The sequence below is a fragment of the Candidatus Liberibacter brunswickensis genome (assembly GCF_036858155.1).
In the GTDB taxonomy this organism is placed as follows: Bacteria; Pseudomonadota; Alphaproteobacteria; order Rhizobiales; family Rhizobiaceae; genus Liberibacter; species Liberibacter brunswickensis.
This window is the reverse complement of record NZ_JAAEJX010000002.1, coordinates 36040-56829: the sequence shown is the minus strand read 5'-3', so window position 1 is coordinate 56829 and position 20790 is coordinate 36040. Positions and strand designations below refer to the sequence as shown.

Genomic DNA, 20790 nt, shown 5'->3' with positions numbered 1-20790 from the left:
ATTCTTTTGTTAGAGGTATTTTTAGAGGTTAAAAATGAGTGCAGATTTCCTTTTTACAAGTGAATCCGTTTCGGAAGGACATCCTGATAAAATATGTGATCGTATATCTGATGAGATTGTAGATTTTGTATATCGTGAGGCTATCAAAAGCAAAGTAGACGCAAACAGTGTCCGTGTTGCATGTGAGGTTCTTGTAACTAAAAACAGAGTAATAGTTGCAGGAGAGGTTCGTCTTCCACAAAGTTTATTGAAAAAAGATTCTATAACAAATCAATTTGTCGTAGATGCAGGAAAGTTTGAAGAAGTTGTGCGATCAGTAATTAGGTCTATCGGATATGAACAGGAAGGATTTCATTGGAAAAAAGTAAAAATAGAAATATTGTTGCACTCTCAATCCGTTGATATTGCTCGTGTAGTAGATAAATCTAGCGATGATTGTAATAATCCAGGTGCTGGTGATCAAGGTATTATGTTCGGATATGCTTGCCGGGAAACAGCTGATTTTATGCCTGCCTCTATTTATTACGCACATAGAATTCTTCGTATTCTATCAGATGCTCGTAAGAATGATGGTGGTGATGTATCTAAATTAGGTCCTGATTCTAAGAGCCAAATTACTATTAGGTATGTAAATAATAAGGTATGCGAGGTTAAATCGATTGTCTTATCTACACAGCATTTTGATCATACTTGGGATAGTAATAAAGTGCGTTCTGTAGTAGAACCTTATATCCTTAAAGCTTTAGAAGGTATAAAAATTTCTCCTGATTGTAGTTGGTATATAAATCCTGCAGGAAAATTTGTTATAGGAGGTCCATGTAGTGATGCTGGTTTAACAGGTAGAAAAATTATTGTAGATACTTATGGAGGGGTAGCTCCGCACGGAGGAGGTGCTTTTTCTGGGAAGGATGTTACAAAAGTTGATCGTGCTGCTGCATATGCTGCAAGATACTTAGCCAAAAATATTGTTGCTGCTGGATTAGCAGATCGTTGTACTATACAGCTTTCTTATGCCATAGGTATATCTAAACCGTTGTCAATTTTTGTGGATCTTCATAATTCTGGAAAAGTAAGTGAAATTTGTATTTCTAATGCAATTAATAAAGTAATGGATCTTTCTGTTGCAGGAATACGAGATCATCTTAATCTTAGTCGTCCTATATATGCTAAAACTTCTACTTATGGTCATTTTGGACGCAGCGGATGTAAAGACGGTTTTTTCCCTTGGGAGGTGCTAAATTTGGTTAAAACTTTGAAAAAAGCTATTGGTATTTTATAATCATTATCGACGTATTTCATTTGAATATATTATAATAATTATAGTTATGATATATAGTCCAGAAATATGTAACTAAAAATATTTTTTTCTATTTTATATTAATAAATTTGATTTTATAATTTGTCTTACTAAAAGATTATTTACTTAATTGTGCAATTGAGATTTATAGATTGATTGCAATAGATTTATTGTAATTACATTTTCTAATATGAGCTTTTTTATAACTTTTTTTAAAAAGTCATGTTATTTCTTCTTTTATAACTATTACTACACCAATCATAACCTTTATTATGTTAAAATGCTAATTTTTAATATACGGATTTTTAGATGACTGAAAACGTATTCGAATTGGAATTCCTGATAAAGAAAAATCTACACGTAATCTATTTATTAAATATCTTTTATAAGATTCTGGTATTTTATTAGGAAAATTACAAAATATTAAAAAAGAAGGAGGGGATGATTTTATCTGTGTAATATATTTTAAACGATTATAACGATGGATTATTGTTGGAGGTGGATTTTTAAACTGTGTTTTTTCTAGCCAAGAGTTTAATTGACTAGTTGTAATACAAGTTTTCCATAATTTATTTATTTCTAATACAGATTCCATAAGGTCATTAAGTCCTTCTCCTGTATGTCCAGAAATAGTATTTATGCGAATATTGCCGACTTGTGGCAAATTTTTTATTGCCTTGGTACGTAAATCTTTTAGCAATTCTATTTTATTACTAACTATATCCCACTTATTAAAAGCTAGTATGGCTGCATGTCCTGTATTAATAACAGAATCAACTATACGTAGGTCTTGTTTTTCAATTGGAATAGTAGCATCTAAAAGAACTATTGTTGTTTCACATGTACGAACATATTGCATGCTTTTTTTTACTGTCTTTTTTTCTATTGATTCAGTAATGCGAGAACGTTTTCTCATTCCTGCTGTATCGCATATTTCTATTGGATGATTTTTCCAGTTCCAACTTATAGAAATTGAATCTCGCGTAATGCCAGCTTGAGATCCTGTTAAAAGACGGTTATATCCAAGTAATCGATTGATAAGTGTTGATTTCCCAACGTTAGGTCTTCCTACTACTGCAATTCGTAAAGATTTAGAATTATTATTGGTTAAATTTGTACAATTTTTTTCTTTAGATATGATACTTTCATATTTTATGTCTTCATTTTTTTTAGAATCTTCTTTTGTTTCAAGTTTATAATTAGGATATTTAGTCTTAAAAGTTTTTATAATTACACTATATAACTCTGATATTCCTAAGTCATGTTCAGCAGAAATTTTTACAATATCTTTAAAGCCAAAAGAATAGATGTCAAAAAATTTTTTTTTTGAGATACTTGTATCCATCTTATTAGATACTAAAATGATAGGGATATTTTTTTTGCGTAATAAAGATGCTATTGTATAATCGTAAGGAGAAATACCTGTTTTAGAATCTATTAAAAAGAGTACTAAATGAGCTTCATTAATTGCAAATTCTGTTTGATCATTAGTTTGCTTAGCAATACAATGATTTCTTCTATTTTCTATTCCAGCGGTATCTACAATATTAAACAAAAAACCATTTATGATCGCTTTTCCATATAAACGATCACGCGTTATCCCGGGATTATCTCCAACAATAGCCATTTTCTTCTTAATAATACGATTAAAAAGAGTTGACTTCCCTGCATTAGGTGATCCAACAATGGCAATTGTATAGATCATATTATGTTATTTCTTAATTGTTTTATTCCCGTGATCAGAAGCTATGATATTAGCAAGAATCATTTGAGTGCGTGTTGCAACTCCAGGAGGTGAATTTTGATCATTAATTATTTCTTCGAATATAGCTTTTGCTTTTTCAATATCACCAGATTTCAAGGCAGATATCCCAAGTATTTCATTTGCAGACTGGCGCATCGGATTAGAAGGATCAATTAATTCTTTTAAAATCTTTGAAATATCGTCATATGATTCAGTATCAACTAGAATCCACGCCGCATGTAGGGTGGCTGTATAACGAAGAATAGAGGGAGATAACTTGTTGTTCGCTACTTGCAAGAATTTTTCTACAGCTTTCTTTGTATCGCCTGTGGCTTCTAGTATTGAGGCAACATACATTTGAGATAAAGAACTATAAGTTTTGTTATCTTGAGATAACACTTTATTGAAAGCAACTAGAGCGTCATCTAACTTATTATTATGAAAAAAATCAAGAGCTTTAGCAAAGTTTTCTTTTTCAATATCGTTTTGATGTTTATGCGAGTTATTATTTATATAAAACCATAATGCTAAGGAAAATATGACAATAATAAGTAGTGAAGCTATTATTTTACAATAACTCTTACCCATCAAACATTTTCCTTTACAGGAACTTGCACTTTTATCAGGTATCATCATACTCTCCTAAACTATTCTACTTACCATGGTTTGTTGCCAAATATTTTAAAATACGATCACACTATAAAGTATACTAGAGTAGTATTCAAATCAAAACATAAATGTTCGAATTATTAATTTTTTTTAATTCACATTCATTCGTCTTTTTTAAATTATGATATTGAAAAACTTTAACTTTTCACACATCCTTTAAAAAGATAAAATTGACTTGGTGATGTTAAAATTATATTGGTTCATACGGAAATAACTAATCATCAAATTATATTATTTATGATTTAAGCATCCTAAGTCTGTATACTGGAATAATCAAGCAATAATTTCTATAGCAACTATTAAAAGGAATAAATTCTATGACTAGAACGTTCCCATGGACAATCAAAAAGCCTACTGCAATTTTGGTTCTTAAAGATGGCAGTGTTATTGAAGGTATGGGATGTGGAGCGATAGGCTCTATTCAGGCTGAAATTTGTTTCAATACATCTATGACTGGATATCAAGAAGTTTTAACAGATCCATCTTATTTAGGTCAGATAGTTAATTTTACTTTTCCACATATCGGGAACGTTGGAGTTAATAAACAAGACTTCGAGTCTTTATCTAAAAATAACTTTAATGGAGCGGCAGGTCTCGTTATAAAATCTGATATTACTGAGCCATCAAATTATCGTGCGGATATGCATTTTGACGAATGGTTAAAATCTTGTGGGATAATTGGTTTGTCAGGAGTAGATACAAGGGCTTTGACAGTTTGGATACGTGATAATGGTGTGTCAAATTCTGTTATTGCTCATAATCCAGATGGTAAGTTTGATCTTGTAGATCTTCGAGAGCGTGCTAATAATTGGAGTGGTTTAAAAAATTCTGAATTGGCGAAACGTGCCACTACATCTCAAAAAATAGATTGGTTGGAAAAGGCTTGGAAATGGGGAGAAGATACTTCTTTTTTAAAATCAAGCGATTTCAAATATCATGTTGTTTGTATTGATTATGGTATTAAAAGTAATATCCAAAGAATTTTAGCTTCTTTAGGATGTAGAGTAACAATAGTGGGGGCGAATGTTCCTTATAAAGATATTATATCTCTCCATCCAGATGGGGTTTTGCTTTCTAATGGCCCTGGAGATCCCGCCGCAACTTCGGTTTATTCTTCCGCTATAATTCGTAAGCTTGTTGATTCAGGGATCCCTATCTTTGGAATATGTTTCGGGCATCAATTATTGGGAATAGCGCTTGGAGCTAGAACTGTCAAAATGTATCATGGGCACCATGGTGTTAACCATCCTGTTAAAAATCTATTAAATGGAAAAGTAGAAATAGTATCTATGAATCACGGCTTTGCAATAGATACTAGTACTTTGCCAGCTGGTCTTGAAGAGACGCATGTTTCTTTGTTTGATAATAGCAATTGTGGTTTACGTCTTATTGATCGACCAGTTTTCTCTGTTCAATATCATCCTGAAGCTTCTCCAGGCCCGCAAGATAGTTATTATCTCTTCTCTAATTTTATTGATTTTATACGCAAAAAGAAAGGGGATATATTAATTTAATTTAATTATTAATAGCTATTAATATAAAAAACTTCAAATAATGTATTATAAGTTAATGCGGGGTTTTGTAATTATTATTTTAATGGGTTGTATAAAAAATTTTTGTTTGCTGAAGTATTGTAAAAATTGTATTGTTGACATGTAGGATTTTATTTAAACAGATGTTGTTGATTGATTGTCATGATCTTAATAATAAATATCTGAAGTTATGAGGATTTTAGTATATTATGCACCGTTATCGAACTCATACTTGTGGTGATCTTAGACTTACCGATGTTGAATCCTGTGTTCGTCTATCAGGATGGGTACATCGTGTGCGTCCTCATGGAGGAATTATTTTTTTAGATATTCGTGATCATTATGGTATAACGCAAGTGGTAGTTAATCCAGATGTTCCATGTTTTAATATTGCTAAGTCTGTGCGTAGCGAATGGGTTTTGTGCGTAGACGGATTAGTTATGGCTAGAAGTATAGAAACTATTAATTCTAATATTTCAACTGGTCAGGTAGAGTTATTTGCAAAGGAAATAGAAGTTCTTTCCGTTGCGGAAGAATTGCCTCTTCCAGTATTCGGAGAAAGGGAATATCCTGAAAGTATTCGTTTTAAATATCGTTTTCTTGATTTACGTAGAGATACTCTGCATAAAAATATTATAAAGAGATCTCAAATTATTTCTTCTATGCGAAGTAGAATGATTGCAGAGAACTTTATTGAATATTCTACTCCGATTTTAACTGCTTCTTCTCCAGAAGGAGCTAGGGATTTTCTTGTGCCAAGTAGAGTAAATAAAGGTTGTTTTTACGCTCTTCCTCAAGCACCTCAACAGTACAAGCAATTGTTAATGGCCTCGGGTTTTGATCGTTATTTTCAAATTGCTCCTTGTTTCCGGGATGAAGATCCTAGGGCTGATAGGCTTCCAGGAGAATTCTATCAGCTTGATATGGAAATGAGTTTTGTAGAACAGGAAGATGTTCTTAATACTATGGAAAATGTTATGCGTGGACTCTTCGAAGAGTTCTCTGATGGAAATAATGTTAATAATAATTTTCTAAGAATTAGCTATGATGATGCAATTCGTAAATATGGTACAGATAAGCCTGATTTGCGTAATCCTATAGTTATGAGTAACGTTACAAAATATTTTGTCAATTCTGAATTTCGGATTTTTTCTGAAATGCTAGCTTCTAATCCTGGATACGAAGTTTGGGCAATTCCAGCGAAAAGAGCTGGGAAACGTGCTTTTTGTGATCGAGTTAATGAGTGGGCGAAATCACAAAAACAACAACCTGGGCTTGCCTATATTCTGTGGCGTTTAGATGAAAATAACAACGTATTAGGAACGGGGCCTGTTGCTAAGAATTTAAATCTAGAAAACACAGAAGCTATGCGTGAGTTTCTTGATATGCAGGATGGAGATGCATGTTTTTTTGTTGCAGGAGATCCTTTGAAATTTTGTGTATTCGCTGCTGATTCTAGAAATCACATTGCTCAAGAATTGAAAATTATTGACTATAACCGCTTTGAATTGTGTTGGGTTGTAGATTTTCCTTTTTATGAGTGGAATCAAGAAGAAAAAAAAATAGATTTTGCTCATAATCCATTTTCTATGCCACAAGGAGGGATAGAAGATCTTAAAGGAAATGATCTTTTATCTGTTAAAGCATTTCAATATGATTTAGTTTGTAATGGTTTTGAAATTGCTTCAGGGGGGATTCGTAATCATATGTCTGATATGATGCTTCAAGCGTTTGCTAATGTTGGAATAAGCAAAGATATAGTTAAAAGTCGTTTCGGAGGATTGTATCGAGCCTTTCAATGTGGAATGCCTCCACATGGAGGCATGGCTGCAGGTATTGATCGTATAGTTATGCTTCTTTTAAAGGCAAAAAGTGTACGAGAAGTTTCATTGTTCCCGATGAATCAGAATTTTTGTGATCTTCTCATGGGATCTCCATCTGTTGCAAGTGATAAGCAGATGCGTGAATTAGGTTTGAAGATAGTAAAAGATCCCGTTAAAAAATCTTAAAATAACATAATAAAAATTTTTTATATGTAATTTCGTACAAGGTCTATAAAAACATTTATTTAATAGTTTAAAAATACATAAAATACTTTTATGATAAAGATTGATTTTTAACCAAGAACCATTTTTCTATTATTTATAGATGAAATGGTTCTATTTTAAAGAAATAAAAATAATTTTAATTATGAACCTGATGTAGGTACAGTGATCGTTGCTATCGTAAAGTTCATATTTGATACAGGAGAAGTGTTCTCAGGTAAGCATAAATCTTTAATATGGATACTATCACCAATTTTTAGATCACTAAGGTCTACCGTAACTGAATCAGGAATCATACTTGCTGCACACATTAAGGGAATCTCATGACAAATGACATTCAGATTTCCTCCTTGTTTTAGTCCAAGAGATTTATTTTCATTAATAAAAATAACAGGAATATGTACAGAAATAGAAGAATTTTCCGATATACGCATGAAATCCATATGTATAATAGCATCACTTACTGGATCAAGCTGGTAATCCTTTGGAATGACTTTAACCGAATCCTTGTCAAAATTCATAGTTAGAATAGTTGTCATAAAATTTTTGTTGTATAATCTTTTAGATATATCTTTCGTTGATACAGCGATTGATTTAGGTTCAAACCCATTACCATAAACCACAGCAGGAATTTGACCATTCCTACGTAATAAACGAGAGCTGCCTTTGCCAATTTTTTCACGTATTGTCGTGTTCACTATGCATTCTTTTTGATTCATGAACTCTTATTCCCTCTACATATCCGATTTGGAGAATCACATAAAACACCAAATGTATAAGCTTTTCATCGGAAGATATTTTGAAATGCTCATATATTATATAGTACGATGACCTTTTACAATCAACGACGTAATTTTTTTATTTATATACTATCTTCCAGTATCCAGTTAACTTTATTTTTTTATGTCTAACCAATCAAGACATCTACAGTTTACAAGAAACAATAGAAAATAAATAGTATCAAAAATATCTTTATCATTTTAATTATTTATAAAAAGAACAATAAGTAATATGGAAGTTCTTATTATAAAAACTAAAAATATTTGCTACGCGGCTTTATCTTGATTTTCTCTTGTTGATTTACCTGCCTTAGAGCTTTTCGAAGATAGGTTCACTTCAATTAAGTTAATAGCTTCAGGTTCTGATATACTATTTACAGCCGCTACTTCTCTCACCATGCGATTGAGAGCGGATTCGTATAACTGGCGTTCAGAATAAGATTTTTCGGGCTGGCTATCTGTCCTGTGTAAGTCGCGAACAACTTCTGCAATAGCAATCAGATCTCCAGAATTAATTTTAGCATCATACTCCTGCGCACGACGAGACCACATTGCACGTTTGACTCTTGCTTTCCCGCGTACCAACCTGAGAGCCCGTTCTACAAAATGTGCTTCCGATAGTTTTCTCATGCCGATATCAATTGCTTTTTCTACGGGAACCTTGAGGCACATCTTGTCCTTGTCAAATGCAATCACAAAAAATTCAAGCTTCATTCCAGCGACTTCTTGTTCTTTTATTTCTGTGATAGTACCAACTCCATGGGTAGGATAAACAATATGCTCTCCAGTCCTAAATCCCTGTCGAGTAGCGTCTCTTTTTTTTTGGACTGTCATTAAACCCCCTTTATATATAAAAATATCCAATAAACTAACTAGCATTTAAAGACACAAGAACCTAATACAAGGGTGCTTCTAAACATATGCTCGACAATCTACTATAAACCCAATGATTGATGCCATTATTTTTAAATTAAGCAAATCTTCTAATAAGTGGAAGATTATTATACAAATTATGAAACATCCTAGATGGGGCGATTATATCAGAAAATATATCCTAATCAAGAATTAACTTTTCTCAATACATAAAATAATGTATAAATAGTTAAAGTTATTGTTATTTTGATATCAGCAATTTATATATTTTTTCCAGGTTTAGGGGAAAAGTACTTTTTATATTTTTGTGGAATTCCATCCATTTCATCGGCGGTAGGAAGGCTTTCTTTTTTTATTGTAATATTAGGCCATTGAGTAGAATAATCTGAGTTTATTTTCAACCACATTTCTAATCCTGGCTCTGTATCAGATTTGATAGCATCAACAGGACACTCAGGTTCGCATACTCCGCAGTCGATACATTCGTCTGGATTTATAACTAAGAAATTTTCTCCTTCATAAAAACAGTCTACTGGACAAACTTCTACGCAATCTGTGTGCTTACACAAAATGCAATTTTCAGTGACTACGTATGTCATAAATATTGCCTTTCTATAGATTGTTTAAAATAGATTCGATAACATCTATATAATATTAATCGTGAAAACAACAATTACAGCATGGTATTTGTAGGGAATATAAAATGTTTTATTCCTGATAATAAAAGGGATATTGCATTTTTTTTATTTTGAAGTAAAACATCTATTATATGATTCAAGCTATAGCTGTTCGCTGGATATATCCTCTTATTCTTGAAAGTTTAATTGGTTTATAGTTTTCGAATATTTTCCTGGATATGATTTCTATGAAGGTTAATTTTTCTATCCAAGGTATTTAAATTTAAGGGGGGTAAATTGGATGACATACAGTTGTTTACGTCATCTGATACTTTATAATTTGATTTGATGTTTTTTGGTTGGATATACGATTATTACGTATGGATTGGTCTTTCTACTCTGATAGCCCTTGAGCTTGTTCTTGGTATAGATAATCTAATATTTATCACACTATTAACAGAGAAATTGCCTATTGCTCAAAGGGGAAAAGCTCTTGTATTTGGGCTGGCCTTTGCAATGATAACTCGGATTGCTCTACTTGCATCTATATCTTATTGGATAGTGATGTTCCAGCAGCCGTTGTTTTTCTTCAAAGGATTGTCGTTTTCCGTACGTGATATTATATTGGTTGTTGGTGGTTTTTTTTTGTTATTCAAGGGAACTATAGAGCTGCATGAACGATTAGAAGGGGATGGTTTTGACAAAAAACATAAATTTGTCAGCCCTGTTTCTTGGCAAGTAATTGCTCTACAAATCGTCGTTTTAGATCTTGTTTTTTCTTTAGATAGCGTAGTGACTGCTATTGGTATGGTTCAACATTTTTCCGTCATGGCTATTGCAGTAGTTGTGTCTACTTCAATGATGATGGCGGTGTCTAAGCCAATTATAAGTTATATTTCAAGGCATACTACAGTCGTTATACTTTGTCTTGGATTTTTATTGATGATTGGTTTCTTGCTTATTATCGAAGGATTACACTTTGATATTCCCAAGGGATACATTTACACTGCTATTAGTTTTTCTGGTGTTATTGAATTTTTCAATCAATTAGCGAGACGTAATCGCGAACGACTTATGTCTACATCACGTTTGAGGGCGAGAACTGCTGATGCTGTGTTGCGTTTACTAGGAGGGAAACCTATAAAATCTCAGTGTTTCAATATCAATTCTGATGCTTTAACATTTTCACCGCATGAAAAGCAAATAATATCAGAACAGGAAAAAGATATGGTTCAAAGTGTTTTAACTCTTGCTGATCGACCAGCAAAATCCATTATGACTCCTCGTACTGATATTGTATGGCTTGATGTAAATTCTTTTGATAAAGATTTACAATGGAAAATTCTTAAATTAGGGCATTCAAGATTCCCAATTGCTGAAGGAAGTTTAGATAATTTTATTGGAATAGTATCCGCACGAAATCTGTTGAGAGATTTTGTTGAAGAAGGTTCTATAAATTTGAAAAGATCTATTAGAAAACCTTTAGTTGTTCACGAGAATATCAGTGTTTTAAAATTAATGGAACGTTTGCGTAAGTCTTCACAGACTTTTGTTATGGTTTTAGATGAATATGGTGTTTTGGAAGGGATGATTACGCCTGCTAATATTTTGGAAGCTATTGCAGGGGAGTTTCCCGATGAAGATGATAAGAAGCTTGATATTACTGTAGAAGAAGATGGGTCTTTGACTGTTGATGGTTGGGTTGATGTACGGTATGCATCTAAATTATTTGGTGTTGATTTGGTAGATCAATATGATAGATACTCGACTTTAGCTGGATTTATTCTTTGGAAGCTTGGTCACTTACCTCAAGAAAAAGAGGTTTTTATGGATATGAATCTAAAATTTGAGATTATAAAGCTAGATGGTCATAATATTGATCGTGTAAAAATTAGTGGATTGCAAAATTTAGATAGTTGAATTGAAATTAATCATTGTAAAATTTTTTATTGTATTTACATATAAATAAATGTTGATATTGAGTAGTTTCCGAAATTGATATTTTTTCAAATAGATGAATTGCTTGGCTGTAATTCTATCAAATATGAAAGTGTATAATGCAAAATATAAAAAAAACAAGCAAAGTTCTTATTATTGATTTTGGAAGTCAATTTACTCAATTGATTGCACGTCGTGTACGTGAAAATAAAGTTTATTGCGAAGTAGTAGACTTTAAAAGTGCATTGGATTATTTTAGAGATCAAAGTCCTCAAGCCATTATTTTATCAGGAAGTCCTGCTTCTTCTTTGAATATTGACAGTCCTCGGATCCCACAAGAGATTTTAGATTCAAATGTTCCTGTGCTTGGAATTTGTTACGGGCAGCAGATTATATGTAAGTCTCTTGGAGGAAAGATGAAAAACTCTTACAATCGAGAGTTTGGTCGTGCTTTTATTGAGATAAAAAAAGATTGTTCATTGTTAAGAGGAATGTGGGAAAAAGGTTCCAGGCAGCAGGTTTGGATGAGTCATGGTGATCAAGTAGAGAGTATTCCAAAAGGATTTGATGTAATCGCATCATCAGATAGTACACCTTTTGCTTTTATCGCAGATGAGAAGAGAAAATATTATGCTGTTCAATTCCATCCAGAAGTTATCCATACAGAAGGAGGATCTCAATTAATAGCTAACTTTGTCCATCATATTGCTGGTATCAAAGATGACTGGATTATGTCTTCTTATCGCAAGGATATGGTATCCCGTATCAAAGAACAAGTAGGAAATGATCGTGTTATTTGCGCAGTATCAGGAGGAGTTGATTCTACTGTAGCTGCCTTTTTAATCTATGAAGCTATTGGAGAAAATCTTACATGTGTGCTTGTTGATCATGGATTCATGCGTAAAAATGAAGTAGATTATGTCTCTAACTTATTTAAAAATTATCCAAATATTCCCCTGGTAGTTGTAGATGCCTCAGATATATTTATGAAAAAACTAAAAAATATTATTGATCCAGAAGATAAAAGGAAAATTATAGGAAAATTATTTATAGAAGTTTTTGAGGAAGAGGCAAGAAAAATAGGAGGTGTAAAATTTCTCGGACAGGGAACTTTATATCCTGATGTTATAGAAAGTATTTCTTTTTTTGGTGGTCCTACATCTGTTATTAAATCGCATCATAATGTGGGAGGATTGCCTGAAAGAATGAATATGAAGCTTGTGGAGCCTCTAAAAGAGCTTTTTAAAGACGAGGTGCGTCTTCTTGGAAAGGATTTAGGGTTGCCTGATACTTTTATAGAACGTCATCCATGTCCAGGGCCTGGCTTATCTATTCGCTGTATTGGAGAAGTTACTAAGGAAAAGATAGAAGCGTTGCGTGAATCTGATGCTATATATTGTGAAGAGATTTATAAAGCTGGTATTTATCGTGAAATTTGGCAAGCATTTACTGTATTATTACCTGTTAAAACAGTAGGAGTAATGGGGGATGATCGTACATATGAGAATGTATGTTCTTTAAGAGCTGTTACTTCAATAGATGGAATGACATCTGATTTCTATCATCACGATATGAAATTTTTGAGTCAAGTTTCTACGAGAATAGTTAATGAAGTAAAGGGAATTAATAGAGTTGTATATGATATTACATCTAAGCCACCTGCAACTATTGAATGGGAATAATGTCTTGTTCCAGCAATAATTAATTCCAATAATGTCTATTTTTCTCAAAAACATCACACACCACACGTCTATTATTTATTTAATACGGATATAAAGTTAAATTTTAAATTATTGAATTATCTAATAGTATCGCCTAATTATAATCGTATAATTTGTGTGGAAGAAAAATAATTTCTATTAAAGTTCCCTTTGTAGGAGTAGAAGAAACATAAAATTTCCCCATATTAGCATCTACCATTGCTTTGGCAAGTGGTAATCCTAATCCTGTTCCTTCTCCTCTTACCTGTTGAGAATTAGGTATTTGTCCAAATGGTTTCATAGCTTTTTCTAATTCATAGTTTGACATTCCTATACCGTTATCTCTAACGCGTAAAATAACCTCTTCATTGCTTGTATATGTGGTTGAAATGATTATTTGTCCTCCTGAAGGAGTAAAGTTAATCGCGTTTGACAATATATTAATTACTATTTGTTTTACAGAACGTATATCAGCGAATATTTGAGGAATATTATTAGAAAATGAAGTACGAATGATAATACGTTTTTCATTAGCATATAATTGTACTAAAGAAATCGCTTCAGAAACAGCTTCATTTAAAGATACTGATTCAAAATGCAAGTTCATTTTCCCAGACTCAATTTTTGATATATCAAGGAGATCATTTACAATATCAAGAACAAGATTTCCAGATCTATCTATGTAATTTGCATATTCTACATAACGAGGGCTTCCTAAAGGTCCAAATCTTTGATTTTTTATAGCTTCAGAAAAACCTATTATAGCAGTTAATGGAGTGCGAATTTCATGGCTCACACGTGCTAGAAAATCACTTTTATGGGAATTCTCTTTTTCTGCTCTTTTTATAGCATGAGACAATTCATTTCTCTCTTGTTTCCATTCTGAAATATCGTGTATTATGAGAGAGTAGCAGTCAGAACAAGGAAGTTTTTTTATTATAGTGCGTATTGAAATAAGTGTTCCTTCTTTTGTGCGGCCGAATGTCGCCTTATCTAGCACTTTTCCTAGATTAAGTGACACAATATCTGAAAGATAATGCTGCATATCATTTTTAGTGTTGTTTTCTAAAAATATTGTAAATGGTTTTTCGAGTATATCTTGTATGGAATAGTTAAATAACCTGCTTATTGCGTTGTTAGCAGAAACAATTATTCCTTCACTATTTATAATAGCAATGCCATCAGAAGCTGATTCTAAAATTGAACACAATTGCATTACTTCAATTTCCATTTTCCGCATATCAGTATTCGTATTTGTGCAATCAGAATCTCTTTCTTTATGAGATATATTCTCCGAAAATTGTTCTTTTTTTTCAAAAGGAACAAAAGTCATAGCAAGTGAATTTTCTCCATTCCACTTAATAGTATGTAAACGAGCTGATACAGGAACTAATGTTTCATCAGAACAATATAGCATGACAGATCCAACTGTATTACTTTTTGATAATTTTTTAGCATTTAATAATGTAGATAAACCTCCAGCTATCTCTATATCTTTGATCCTCTTATATCTTGTTAAAAGTAGAAAAGAAGAATTGGCGTAAAATATATTTCCATATGAAGATACCAAGAAAGGTATTGGACATGCTTCAACGATTTCTGGTGTTAGATTTTCCCCTTCATCAAAATACTCAGACAAAGATGGGTGATTGCATTGAAATAAATCTTCAGTGCTTTCTTCCTTATGATTTTCAATATTAGTAAAATAGTTTTTATCTATATATTTATTTAAATTAATAGTATGATGATTTCCTTGATGTTTAAGAAATAATTCCTCATTTTTTGACAAGGAAGATTTCATAATTTCCAAAATATCTTCTTTATCATGATGGCATTCGGATAAAAAAGAATTTTTCTTTTGCATGCTACTATTGATTTGAGAAGATTTATTAGATAATAAATCAAATCTTTCTTGATCAAAAGAAGAAATACCATTCTTTATGTTACGTGAGTAGGATAATTTTTCATCTAATATTTTTCCTAATGAACGTGAATCTTTTTCTACTCTATTTACGTGCACAAGTCCAAATCCCTTGAAGCCATTAAATTCACGATCTCTTGAATATATTGGCAGAGCAGCCAAATCGATAGGTACATGTAAATCTGTTCCTTCTATAGGCCATATTGTGCTTTTGCCATACCAAGTATTTTGTTTTTTTAAAAGGTCAACAAGACGATTGTTAGGATCAATTTGAAGTATATGATTAATATCACATAATCGCATACCAATCATTTGTAATGTATAATTTCCAATAGTTTTTGATAGTTCCTCTGAAATTTCTTGTATATATCCGTGTGAGTCTGTTTTCCATTTAAAACGTACCGTACGGGGCGTTGAATCAAATATAAACTTATTTGATAAATCTAAATTTTCAGCATATTGTGCCTCAATTTCGATTGGTTGTTTTTGATCTGTAAAATTTGATTTTTCCAGATGATCTTGGCAATTATTTATTATTTTTGAATTTTTTGTTTCAAGGCTGTTTTTTGCATTATCTTTACAGTTGCTTACAAGATTTTTGTGATTTGATATAATAGAATCAATGCTCATTCTTTGAACCTTTGGTATTTTCTATATTAGGTTAGAAATTTTTTAGTTCGTATGGTTTTCACATTCAGTAGAAGTATCCATAAAATTAGTTATAATTTTATTTGTATTGGAGGAGGATTAAAATATATTATCGTAAATTCATAATCTCTACGATTAATAGGTAGTCGGATTTTAATTGTGTTCTTATAGTATAATGTTGCTATTATTAAAAACTTCACATTATCATTATACAAAATTATATTTTTGTATGTGCATACCAATTTCGTATAAAACATAAAGTGAAATGTTTTAAATATAAGTATACTGTTTGCTTTTCTAATAAAAAATTGTGAGCGAACAAAGATATATTTATATAATCTGCATATTAACAAAAACAACTCATTCAAACTTTTAGTACAAAGAGCAATCTTGTTGTATAATGTATTATATTCCCAATTTTGGGCAAGACGTATATTTTCAAAAAACAATAGCTCTTTATCTTGCATCAAACTTTTGCATAGATATAGGATTTTATCCTTGTAAAGATATTGCGTTATAAGCATTTTATATCCAGTGTATTTTAAGTGATAAAAAGGGGGTTGACGCTTGCTCAACATGTATCTAAGAATACGGGATAGGTATAAGATCTGGAAGTATAAATATGTATTCATTAACGTTAATTTATTATTAAGGTTAACGCGATGTTAGAAATTGTACATATTGTTTTTTAAGTGAATGAGAGTATACGTTTATTTAAATATTAGTCAGTAAACAATGATTATAGTGGAAGTATATATTTTATATGCGGTTGTAGCTCAGCTGGTTAGAGCGCAGGTTTGTGGCACCTGAGGTCGGTGGTTCGAATCCACTCAACCGTACCATTGGTTTTCATATTATGTTTTTTGTTATTTGAAAAAGATATTATTATACGGGAACAATAATCTTTATGTGTTGTCATAGATTGTATTTTTAATTTGAAGGGATTTTAAAAATCAAAAATTTTAGATATTATCTTGGTAATTTTGTTTTTTAAAAAATATGTTGACTTTATTTTTGTATGTGATGGAGTTCAAGGGTATTTCTCTGTTCCAGATAACCTCTTCCAGTTAGACTTATTGATGAATTTATAGGTTTTAGTATTATTTCGTAAAGGTTATTTTTTTTCTTTTTTATTTATCAATAACTCAAGCTGTGTAAGTTGTTTTTCAATTGCTTCTAAGCGCTGATCAATGGATGTAATCTCTTCTCGAAGAGAAGAGGTTGCGCTTTTAATGTTTTCGATTTCTTCTGAGCTTATCACACCCATTGAGTTTAAGGTTTTCTGAATTTTTACTTGAGCGAAAGTTTCTGCTTCTTTGGATATAATTTTTACTGCATCGGATGCGCAATTGGCTAGACGAGAAGCTTGCTCAAAAATTTGGTTTGATCTAAATATCATTATATTATCCTGCACATAAAAAAACAATTGTGCTAAGTATATAGTATTATTATTTTCGGCACAAGTAATTAGTTATATTGCAATTTTTGTCGCATTTTTAAGATAGCATTATAGAAATAAATAGGAGGAGATAAATATATGCTTTGGTCTGTTTTAACGTATCCTAATATAAATCCTATTGCAATATCAATAGGTTTTTTTTCTATTCGTTGGTATGGATTGGCTTATTTAATTGGAATGTTATTTGGTATTTGGTACATACCATATTTACTTAATAAGACTTCTCTATGGACGGAAGATCAAAATAAACAGAATATTATTCATAAAGAGGGTGATTGCAGAGAAAGTTGTTTTTTTTGGTTAGCGATCAGCATTATTCTCGGTGGACGCATTATGTATGTGATTTTTTATAATTGGAAGATATTTTGGAATTTTCCATTACACATATTTTTTCTTTGGGAAGGAGGAATGTCTTTTCATGGTGGATTAATAGGTGCGATTGTGTCAATGTTTTTATTGTCACGCATTTATTGTTTTTCTTTTTTTTCTTTTTTAGATATTGTAGCTACTTCTGCTCCGGTTGGAATATTTTTAGGGCGTATTGCCAACTTTATAAATGGCGAGTTATGGGGTAGATTTTCTAATGTTCCATGGGCTATGATTTTTCCTAATGGAGGAAATTTCCCTCGTCATCCTAGTCAGTTATATGAAGCTATTTCTGAAGGATTATTGATTTTCTTGATCATGAATTTGATGGTTTATCGTGGTTCTTTGAAAAAACCAGGAATGACATCAGGTGCTTTTGCGATTTGTTATGCTGTTATTAGATTTGTTATGGAATTTTTCCGCGAACCAGATTATCAGTTAGGGTACTTGTTGGGTGATTGGATGACAATGGGAATGATATTATCGGTATTCCTTTTCATAGGTGGTATTGTTCTATTTATTAAGTCTTTGCGCATATAATTAAGGAGTTCCCTTGAAAGATGAATTAACCAGGAAAATCGTTAATCTTATTAAAAAAAATGGTCAAATGACTGTTGACCAATATTTCTCATTGTGCCTTTCAGACCCTGAGTTTGGCTACTATAAAACACGCAATCCTTTTAATGATTTTATTACTTCGCCGGAAATAAGTCAGATTTTTGGAGAAATGTTAGCAATATTTTTAATTTGCGCATGGGAACAACATGGTTCTCCAGATAGTGTCAGATTGATAGAATTAGGGCCAGGAAGAGGCACAATGATGCTGGATATACTGCGTGTAATTAGCAAATTAAAACCTAGTTTTTTTTCTATTATATCGGTATATATGGTTGAAAATAGTGAAAATCTTACATTGTTTCAAAAGAAAAATCTCTCATCTTATGGAGACAAGATAAAATGGTGCATTAGTCTTGACACTGTTCCTTTAGGATTTACTTTTCTTTTGGCTAATGAGTTTTTTGATAGTTTACCAATTAAACAATTTATTATAACAAAAAATGGTATTCGTGAACGCGTAATAGATATAGATAATCATGATTCCATTTTCTTTAGTATAGGATATGATGCAATAGAATCAGATTTTTTTTCTTGTATTGATTGTAGTGTTGGAACGATATTTGAAGAATCTCCGTATAGAGATAATGAAATGAAGTCAATTTCTAATAGATTATCATCTTATGGCGGAACAGCAATAATTTTTGATTATGGATACTGTCAATCTAGTATTGGTGATACATTACAGGCGGTTAAAGGACATAGATATATTTCTCCATTAATAAATCCAGGGCAAGCAGATCTTACTAGTCATGTGGATTTTCAGCGATTATCTTTAATTGCTATTCTTTATGGATTGTATGTAAATGGATTGGTAACTCAAGGAAGATTTTTAGAAGGGCTTGGAATTTGGCAAAGAGCATACTCTCTTATTCGGAAGACAAAAAGAAATGGTGTTCTGTTAGATTCTGTGAGACGTTTAGTGGGAAGTCCTTCCGATAAAAAAAGTATGGGAGAATTATTTAAGGTTTTGGTCGTATCACATGAGAAAGTAGAATTAATGCCTTTTATAAATTACAATTGAATTTAGTGATTTTTATTAAAAAATAATTTGATTGTTTTTTAAGAAATCAATCAATCAATTATGATTATGTCTTATGCTATTCAAACTTTTTTTTAAATTAATTTTATGTTCTGAAAACTTGATTGTATCTATAATTCTTGTGAAGGAATATATATTTTATTATAGTTTAGATTGGAATTTATGTACTATAACGTTGAATGAATTGAAAATATAAACATAATTGTTAGTAAAACTTTTATCCATTATAAAATAAAACGTTATTTTAGTAGGTCTTTGTACTCTTTAAATAGGTTATCTCCCGTATGAAAATCTTTTCAGGAAATTCTAATAGGCATCTTACTCAAGAGATTTGTGATTATTTAGGTGTATCTTTGGGAACAGCTTCGGTTACATATTTTTCTGATAGAGAAGTATCTGTTAAAATCGGAGAAAATGTGAGAGGAGAAGACGTTTTTATAGTGCAATCTACTTCTTGTCCAGCTAATGATCATTTAATGGAATTGCTTATTATGGTGGATGCTGCACGTCGTTCTTCAGCAAAGCGTATTACAGGCGTAATTCCCTACTTTGGATATTGTCGTCAAGATCGTAAACCTAGTCCTCGTACTCCGATATCTGCTAAATTAGTCGCCAATTTGATTAAGAAAGCTGGAGTTGATCGTGTTATGACTTTGGATTTGCATGCGGGACAAGTTCAGGGATTCTTTGATATTCCAACAGATAACTTATATGCATTGCCAATTTTAGATCGTGATATTAAAAAATATAATGACGTGTCTAATCTTATGGTTGTTTCTCCTGATGTTGGAGGAGTAGTGAGAGCTCGTTTGCTTGCTAAAAGATTAGGATGTTTATTAGCTATTGTTGATAAAAGAAGAGAACATCCAGGTCAAAGTGAAGTTATGAATATTATAGGAAAGGTAAAAGGCAAAGATTGTATTTTAATTGATGATATCGTTGATACCGGTGGAACTCTTTGTGGTGCTGCTGATGCTCTATATGATAAAGGAGCTTTGAGTGTAACAGCGTATATTACTCACGGTGTTTTGTCGGGCTCTTCTATTGAACGAATAGAAGCATCTAAAATGAAAGCATTGGTGATTACTAACTCTATACAGCCATCAGCTTCAGTTATGTCTTCGTCTAAAATACGTGTTCTTAATGTTGCTAATTTAATCGGAGAAGCTATTAGAAGAACTTTTGAAGAGAGATCTATTTCTAGTTTATTTGATTAAAATTTAGACACATAGATACTCATTATATCAAGTGTCTGAGTTTTATTTTTTGATATCTATATTTTGTAATGCAGTTTTTTACATTTAAATCTAAAAAGTTAAATGGTATTTTTTATGTAAAATATTACTAGAAATCTACTGATATCCCGTTTTTTTCCCAATCTCCAAAACGAGTAGGATCTGACCCATTTCTTCCTCCTATTTCTTTTGGGAGTTGTTTGCTTTGTTTATTGGTAGATTTGCGCACATTAGCTTCTTCTAGAGCTCTTTTTGCAATAGAAGAATGTGATTCAGTTGGTGCTATCGTTGTAGATTTCATATAATATCT

The 20790-nt window shown here is 31.7% G+C and carries 16 protein-coding genes and 1 tRNA gene; 9 read left to right on the top strand and 8 right to left on the bottom strand.

Features of this window, described 5'->3' with window-relative positions:
- Nucleotides 1-34: 34 nt before the first annotated feature.
- Nucleotides 35-1279, top strand: coding sequence for a methionine adenosyltransferase (gene metK, locus GY664_RS00725; RefSeq protein ID WP_333947546.1), 1245 nt, complete (start codon nucleotides 35-37; stop codon nucleotides 1277-1279).
- A 301-nt stretch (nucleotides 1280-1580) separates the two neighbouring features.
- Here the strand turns inward: metK and der are convergent, their stop codons facing one another.
- Both der and GY664_RS00715 read right to left on the bottom strand, forming a co-directional pair.
- Nucleotides 1581-3002: a ribosome biogenesis GTPase Der gene (gene der / locus GY664_RS00720; protein WP_333947545.1), complete on the bottom strand. Its 1422-nt coding sequence runs from the start codon at nucleotides 3000-3002 to the stop codon at nucleotides 1581-1583.
- Between the two features lie 6 nt (nucleotides 3003-3008).
- Nucleotides 3009-3674 carry a tetratricopeptide repeat protein gene (locus GY664_RS00715; RefSeq protein WP_333947544.1) on the bottom strand — a complete coding sequence of 222 codons (666 nt, stop codon included), beginning with the start codon at nucleotides 3672-3674 and terminating at the stop codon, nucleotides 3009-3011.
- A gap of 353 nt (nucleotides 3675-4027) precedes the next feature.
- Between GY664_RS00715 and carA the strand changes: the two genes are divergently transcribed.
- Together carA and aspS are read left to right on the top strand one after the other, a co-directional pair.
- A complete protein-coding gene (gene carA, locus GY664_RS00710; RefSeq protein WP_333947543.1) occupies nucleotides 4028-5224 on the top strand; it encodes a glutamine-hydrolyzing carbamoyl-phosphate synthase small subunit in 1197 nt (398 codons plus the stop codon).
- A gap of 227 nt (nucleotides 5225-5451) precedes the next feature.
- Nucleotides 5452-7251, top strand: a complete 1800-nt coding sequence (gene aspS / locus GY664_RS00705) for an aspartate--tRNA ligase (protein ID WP_333947542.1) — start codon at nucleotides 5452-5454, stop codon at nucleotides 7249-7251.
- Nucleotides 7252-7430: 179 nt separating this feature from the next.
- On the opposite strand, the gene GY664_RS00700 is transcribed toward aspS, so the two are convergent.
- From GY664_RS00700 to fdxA, 3 genes are all read right to left on the bottom strand, one after another.
- A complete protein-coding gene (locus GY664_RS00700; RefSeq protein ID WP_333947541.1) occupies nucleotides 7431-8006 on the bottom strand; it encodes a 50S ribosomal protein L25/general stress protein Ctc in 576 nt (191 codons plus the stop codon).
- Nucleotides 8007-8333: 327 nt separating this feature from the next.
- On the bottom strand, nucleotides 8334-8900 hold the full coding sequence (locus tag GY664_RS00695; protein ID WP_333947540.1) for a CarD family transcriptional regulator: 567 nt from the start codon (nucleotides 8898-8900) through the stop codon (nucleotides 8334-8336).
- Nucleotides 8901-9199: 299 nt separating this feature from the next.
- Nucleotides 9200-9538: a ferredoxin FdxA gene (gene fdxA, locus GY664_RS00690; protein WP_333947539.1), complete on the bottom strand. Its 339-nt coding sequence runs from the start codon at nucleotides 9536-9538 to the stop codon at nucleotides 9200-9202.
- Nucleotides 9539-9904: 366 nt separating this feature from the next.
- On the opposite strand from fdxA, the gene GY664_RS00685 reads away from it, so the two are divergent.
- Both GY664_RS00685 and guaA read left to right on the top strand, forming a co-directional pair.
- Entirely contained in the window at nucleotides 9905-11476 is a 1572-nt protein-coding gene (locus tag GY664_RS00685) for a TerC family protein (RefSeq protein ID WP_333947538.1), read from the top strand.
- Between the two features lie 137 nt (nucleotides 11477-11613).
- Nucleotides 11614-13176 carry a glutamine-hydrolyzing GMP synthase gene (gene guaA, locus GY664_RS00680; protein ID WP_333947537.1) on the top strand — a complete coding sequence of 521 codons (1563 nt, stop codon included), beginning with the start codon at nucleotides 11614-11616 and terminating at the stop codon, nucleotides 13174-13176.
- A 133-nt stretch (nucleotides 13177-13309) separates the two neighbouring features.
- On the opposite strand, the gene GY664_RS00675 is transcribed toward guaA, so the two are convergent.
- The gene (locus GY664_RS00675; RefSeq protein ID WP_333947536.1) at nucleotides 13310-15745 is read right to left on the bottom strand and encodes a PAS domain-containing sensor histidine kinase; all 2436 of its coding nucleotides are present in this window, start codon (nucleotides 15743-15745) and stop codon (nucleotides 13310-13312) included.
- 783 nt (nucleotides 15746-16528) lie between these two features.
- Here GY664_RS00675 and GY664_RS00670 point away from each other — a divergent pair.
- Nucleotides 16529-16605, top strand: a tRNA-His gene (locus GY664_RS00670).
- A 272-nt stretch (nucleotides 16606-16877) separates the two neighbouring features.
- Here GY664_RS00670 and GY664_RS00665 read toward each other — a convergent pair.
- Nucleotides 16878-17162 carry a hypothetical protein gene (locus GY664_RS00665; RefSeq protein ID WP_333947535.1) on the bottom strand — a complete coding sequence of 95 codons (285 nt, stop codon included), beginning with the start codon at nucleotides 17160-17162 and terminating at the stop codon, nucleotides 16878-16880.
- 138 nt (nucleotides 17163-17300) lie between these two features.
- Here GY664_RS00665 and lgt point away from each other — a divergent pair, with 138 nt between their 5' ends.
- The 3 genes from lgt to GY664_RS00650 all read left to right on the top strand — a co-directional run bounded on the left by lgt (nucleotide 17301) and on the right by GY664_RS00650 (nucleotide 20462).
- Nucleotides 17301-18128 (top strand): prolipoprotein diacylglyceryl transferase, encoded by an 828-nt coding sequence (gene lgt, locus GY664_RS00660; protein ID WP_333947534.1) that lies wholly within the window; start codon nucleotides 17301-17303, stop codon nucleotides 18126-18128.
- Nucleotides 18129-18141: 13 nt separating this feature from the next.
- Nucleotides 18142-19227, top strand: coding sequence for a class I SAM-dependent methyltransferase (locus GY664_RS00655; RefSeq protein WP_333947533.1), 1086 nt, complete (start codon nucleotides 18142-18144; stop codon nucleotides 19225-19227).
- A 302-nt stretch (nucleotides 19228-19529) separates the two neighbouring features.
- A complete protein-coding gene (locus GY664_RS00650; protein WP_333947532.1) occupies nucleotides 19530-20462 on the top strand; it encodes a ribose-phosphate pyrophosphokinase in 933 nt (310 codons plus the stop codon).
- A gap of 127 nt (nucleotides 20463-20589) precedes the next feature.
- Here the strand turns inward: GY664_RS00650 and GY664_RS00645 are convergent, their stop codons facing one another.
- Complete coding sequence (locus GY664_RS00645) at nucleotides 20590-20781, bottom strand: DUF1674 domain-containing protein (protein ID WP_333947531.1); 192 nt, start codon at nucleotides 20779-20781, stop codon at nucleotides 20590-20592.
- Nucleotides 20782-20790 lie beyond the last annotated feature (9 nt).

Coding starts and splice junctions, on each gene's coding strand:
- metK (WP_333947546.1), top strand. CDS start 35: ATGAGTGCAGATTTCCTTTTTACAAGTGAATCCGTTTCGGAAGGACAT.
- der (WP_333947545.1), bottom strand. CDS start 3,002: ATGATCTATACAATTGCCATTGTTGGATCACCTAATGCAGGGAAGTCA.
- GY664_RS00715 (WP_333947544.1), bottom strand. CDS start 3,674: ATGATACCTGATAAAAGTGCAAGTTCCTGTAAAGGAAAATGTTTGATG.
- carA (WP_333947543.1), top strand. CDS start 4,028: ATGACTAGAACGTTCCCATGGACAATCAAAAAGCCTACTGCAATTTTG.
- aspS (WP_333947542.1), top strand. CDS start 5,452: ATGCACCGTTATCGAACTCATACTTGTGGTGATCTTAGACTTACCGAT.
- GY664_RS00700 (WP_333947541.1), bottom strand. CDS start 8,006: ATGAATCAAAAAGAATGCATAGTGAACACGACAATACGTGAAAAAATT.
- GY664_RS00695 (WP_333947540.1), bottom strand. CDS start 8,900: ATGACAGTCCAAAAAAAAAGAGACGCTACTCGACAGGGATTTAGGACT.
- fdxA (WP_333947539.1), bottom strand. CDS start 9,538: ATGACATACGTAGTCACTGAAAATTGCATTTTGTGTAAGCACACAGAT.
- GY664_RS00685 (WP_333947538.1), top strand. CDS start 9,905: ATGTTTTTTGGTTGGATATACGATTATTACGTATGGATTGGTCTTTCT.
- guaA (WP_333947537.1), top strand. CDS start 11,614: ATGCAAAATATAAAAAAAACAAGCAAAGTTCTTATTATTGATTTTGGA.
- GY664_RS00675 (WP_333947536.1), bottom strand. CDS start 15,745: ATGAGCATTGATTCTATTATATCAAATCACAAAAATCTTGTAAGCAAC.
- GY664_RS00665 (WP_333947535.1), bottom strand. CDS start 17,162: ATGATATTTAGATCAAACCAAATTTTTGAGCAAGCTTCTCGTCTAGCC.
- lgt (WP_333947534.1), top strand. CDS start 17,301: ATGCTTTGGTCTGTTTTAACGTATCCTAATATAAATCCTATTGCAATA.
- GY664_RS00650 (WP_333947532.1), top strand. CDS start 19,530: ATGAAAATCTTTTCAGGAAATTCTAATAGGCATCTTACTCAAGAGATT.
- GY664_RS00645 (WP_333947531.1), bottom strand. CDS start 20,781: ATGAAATCTACAACGATAGCACCAACTGAATCACATTCTTCTATTGCA.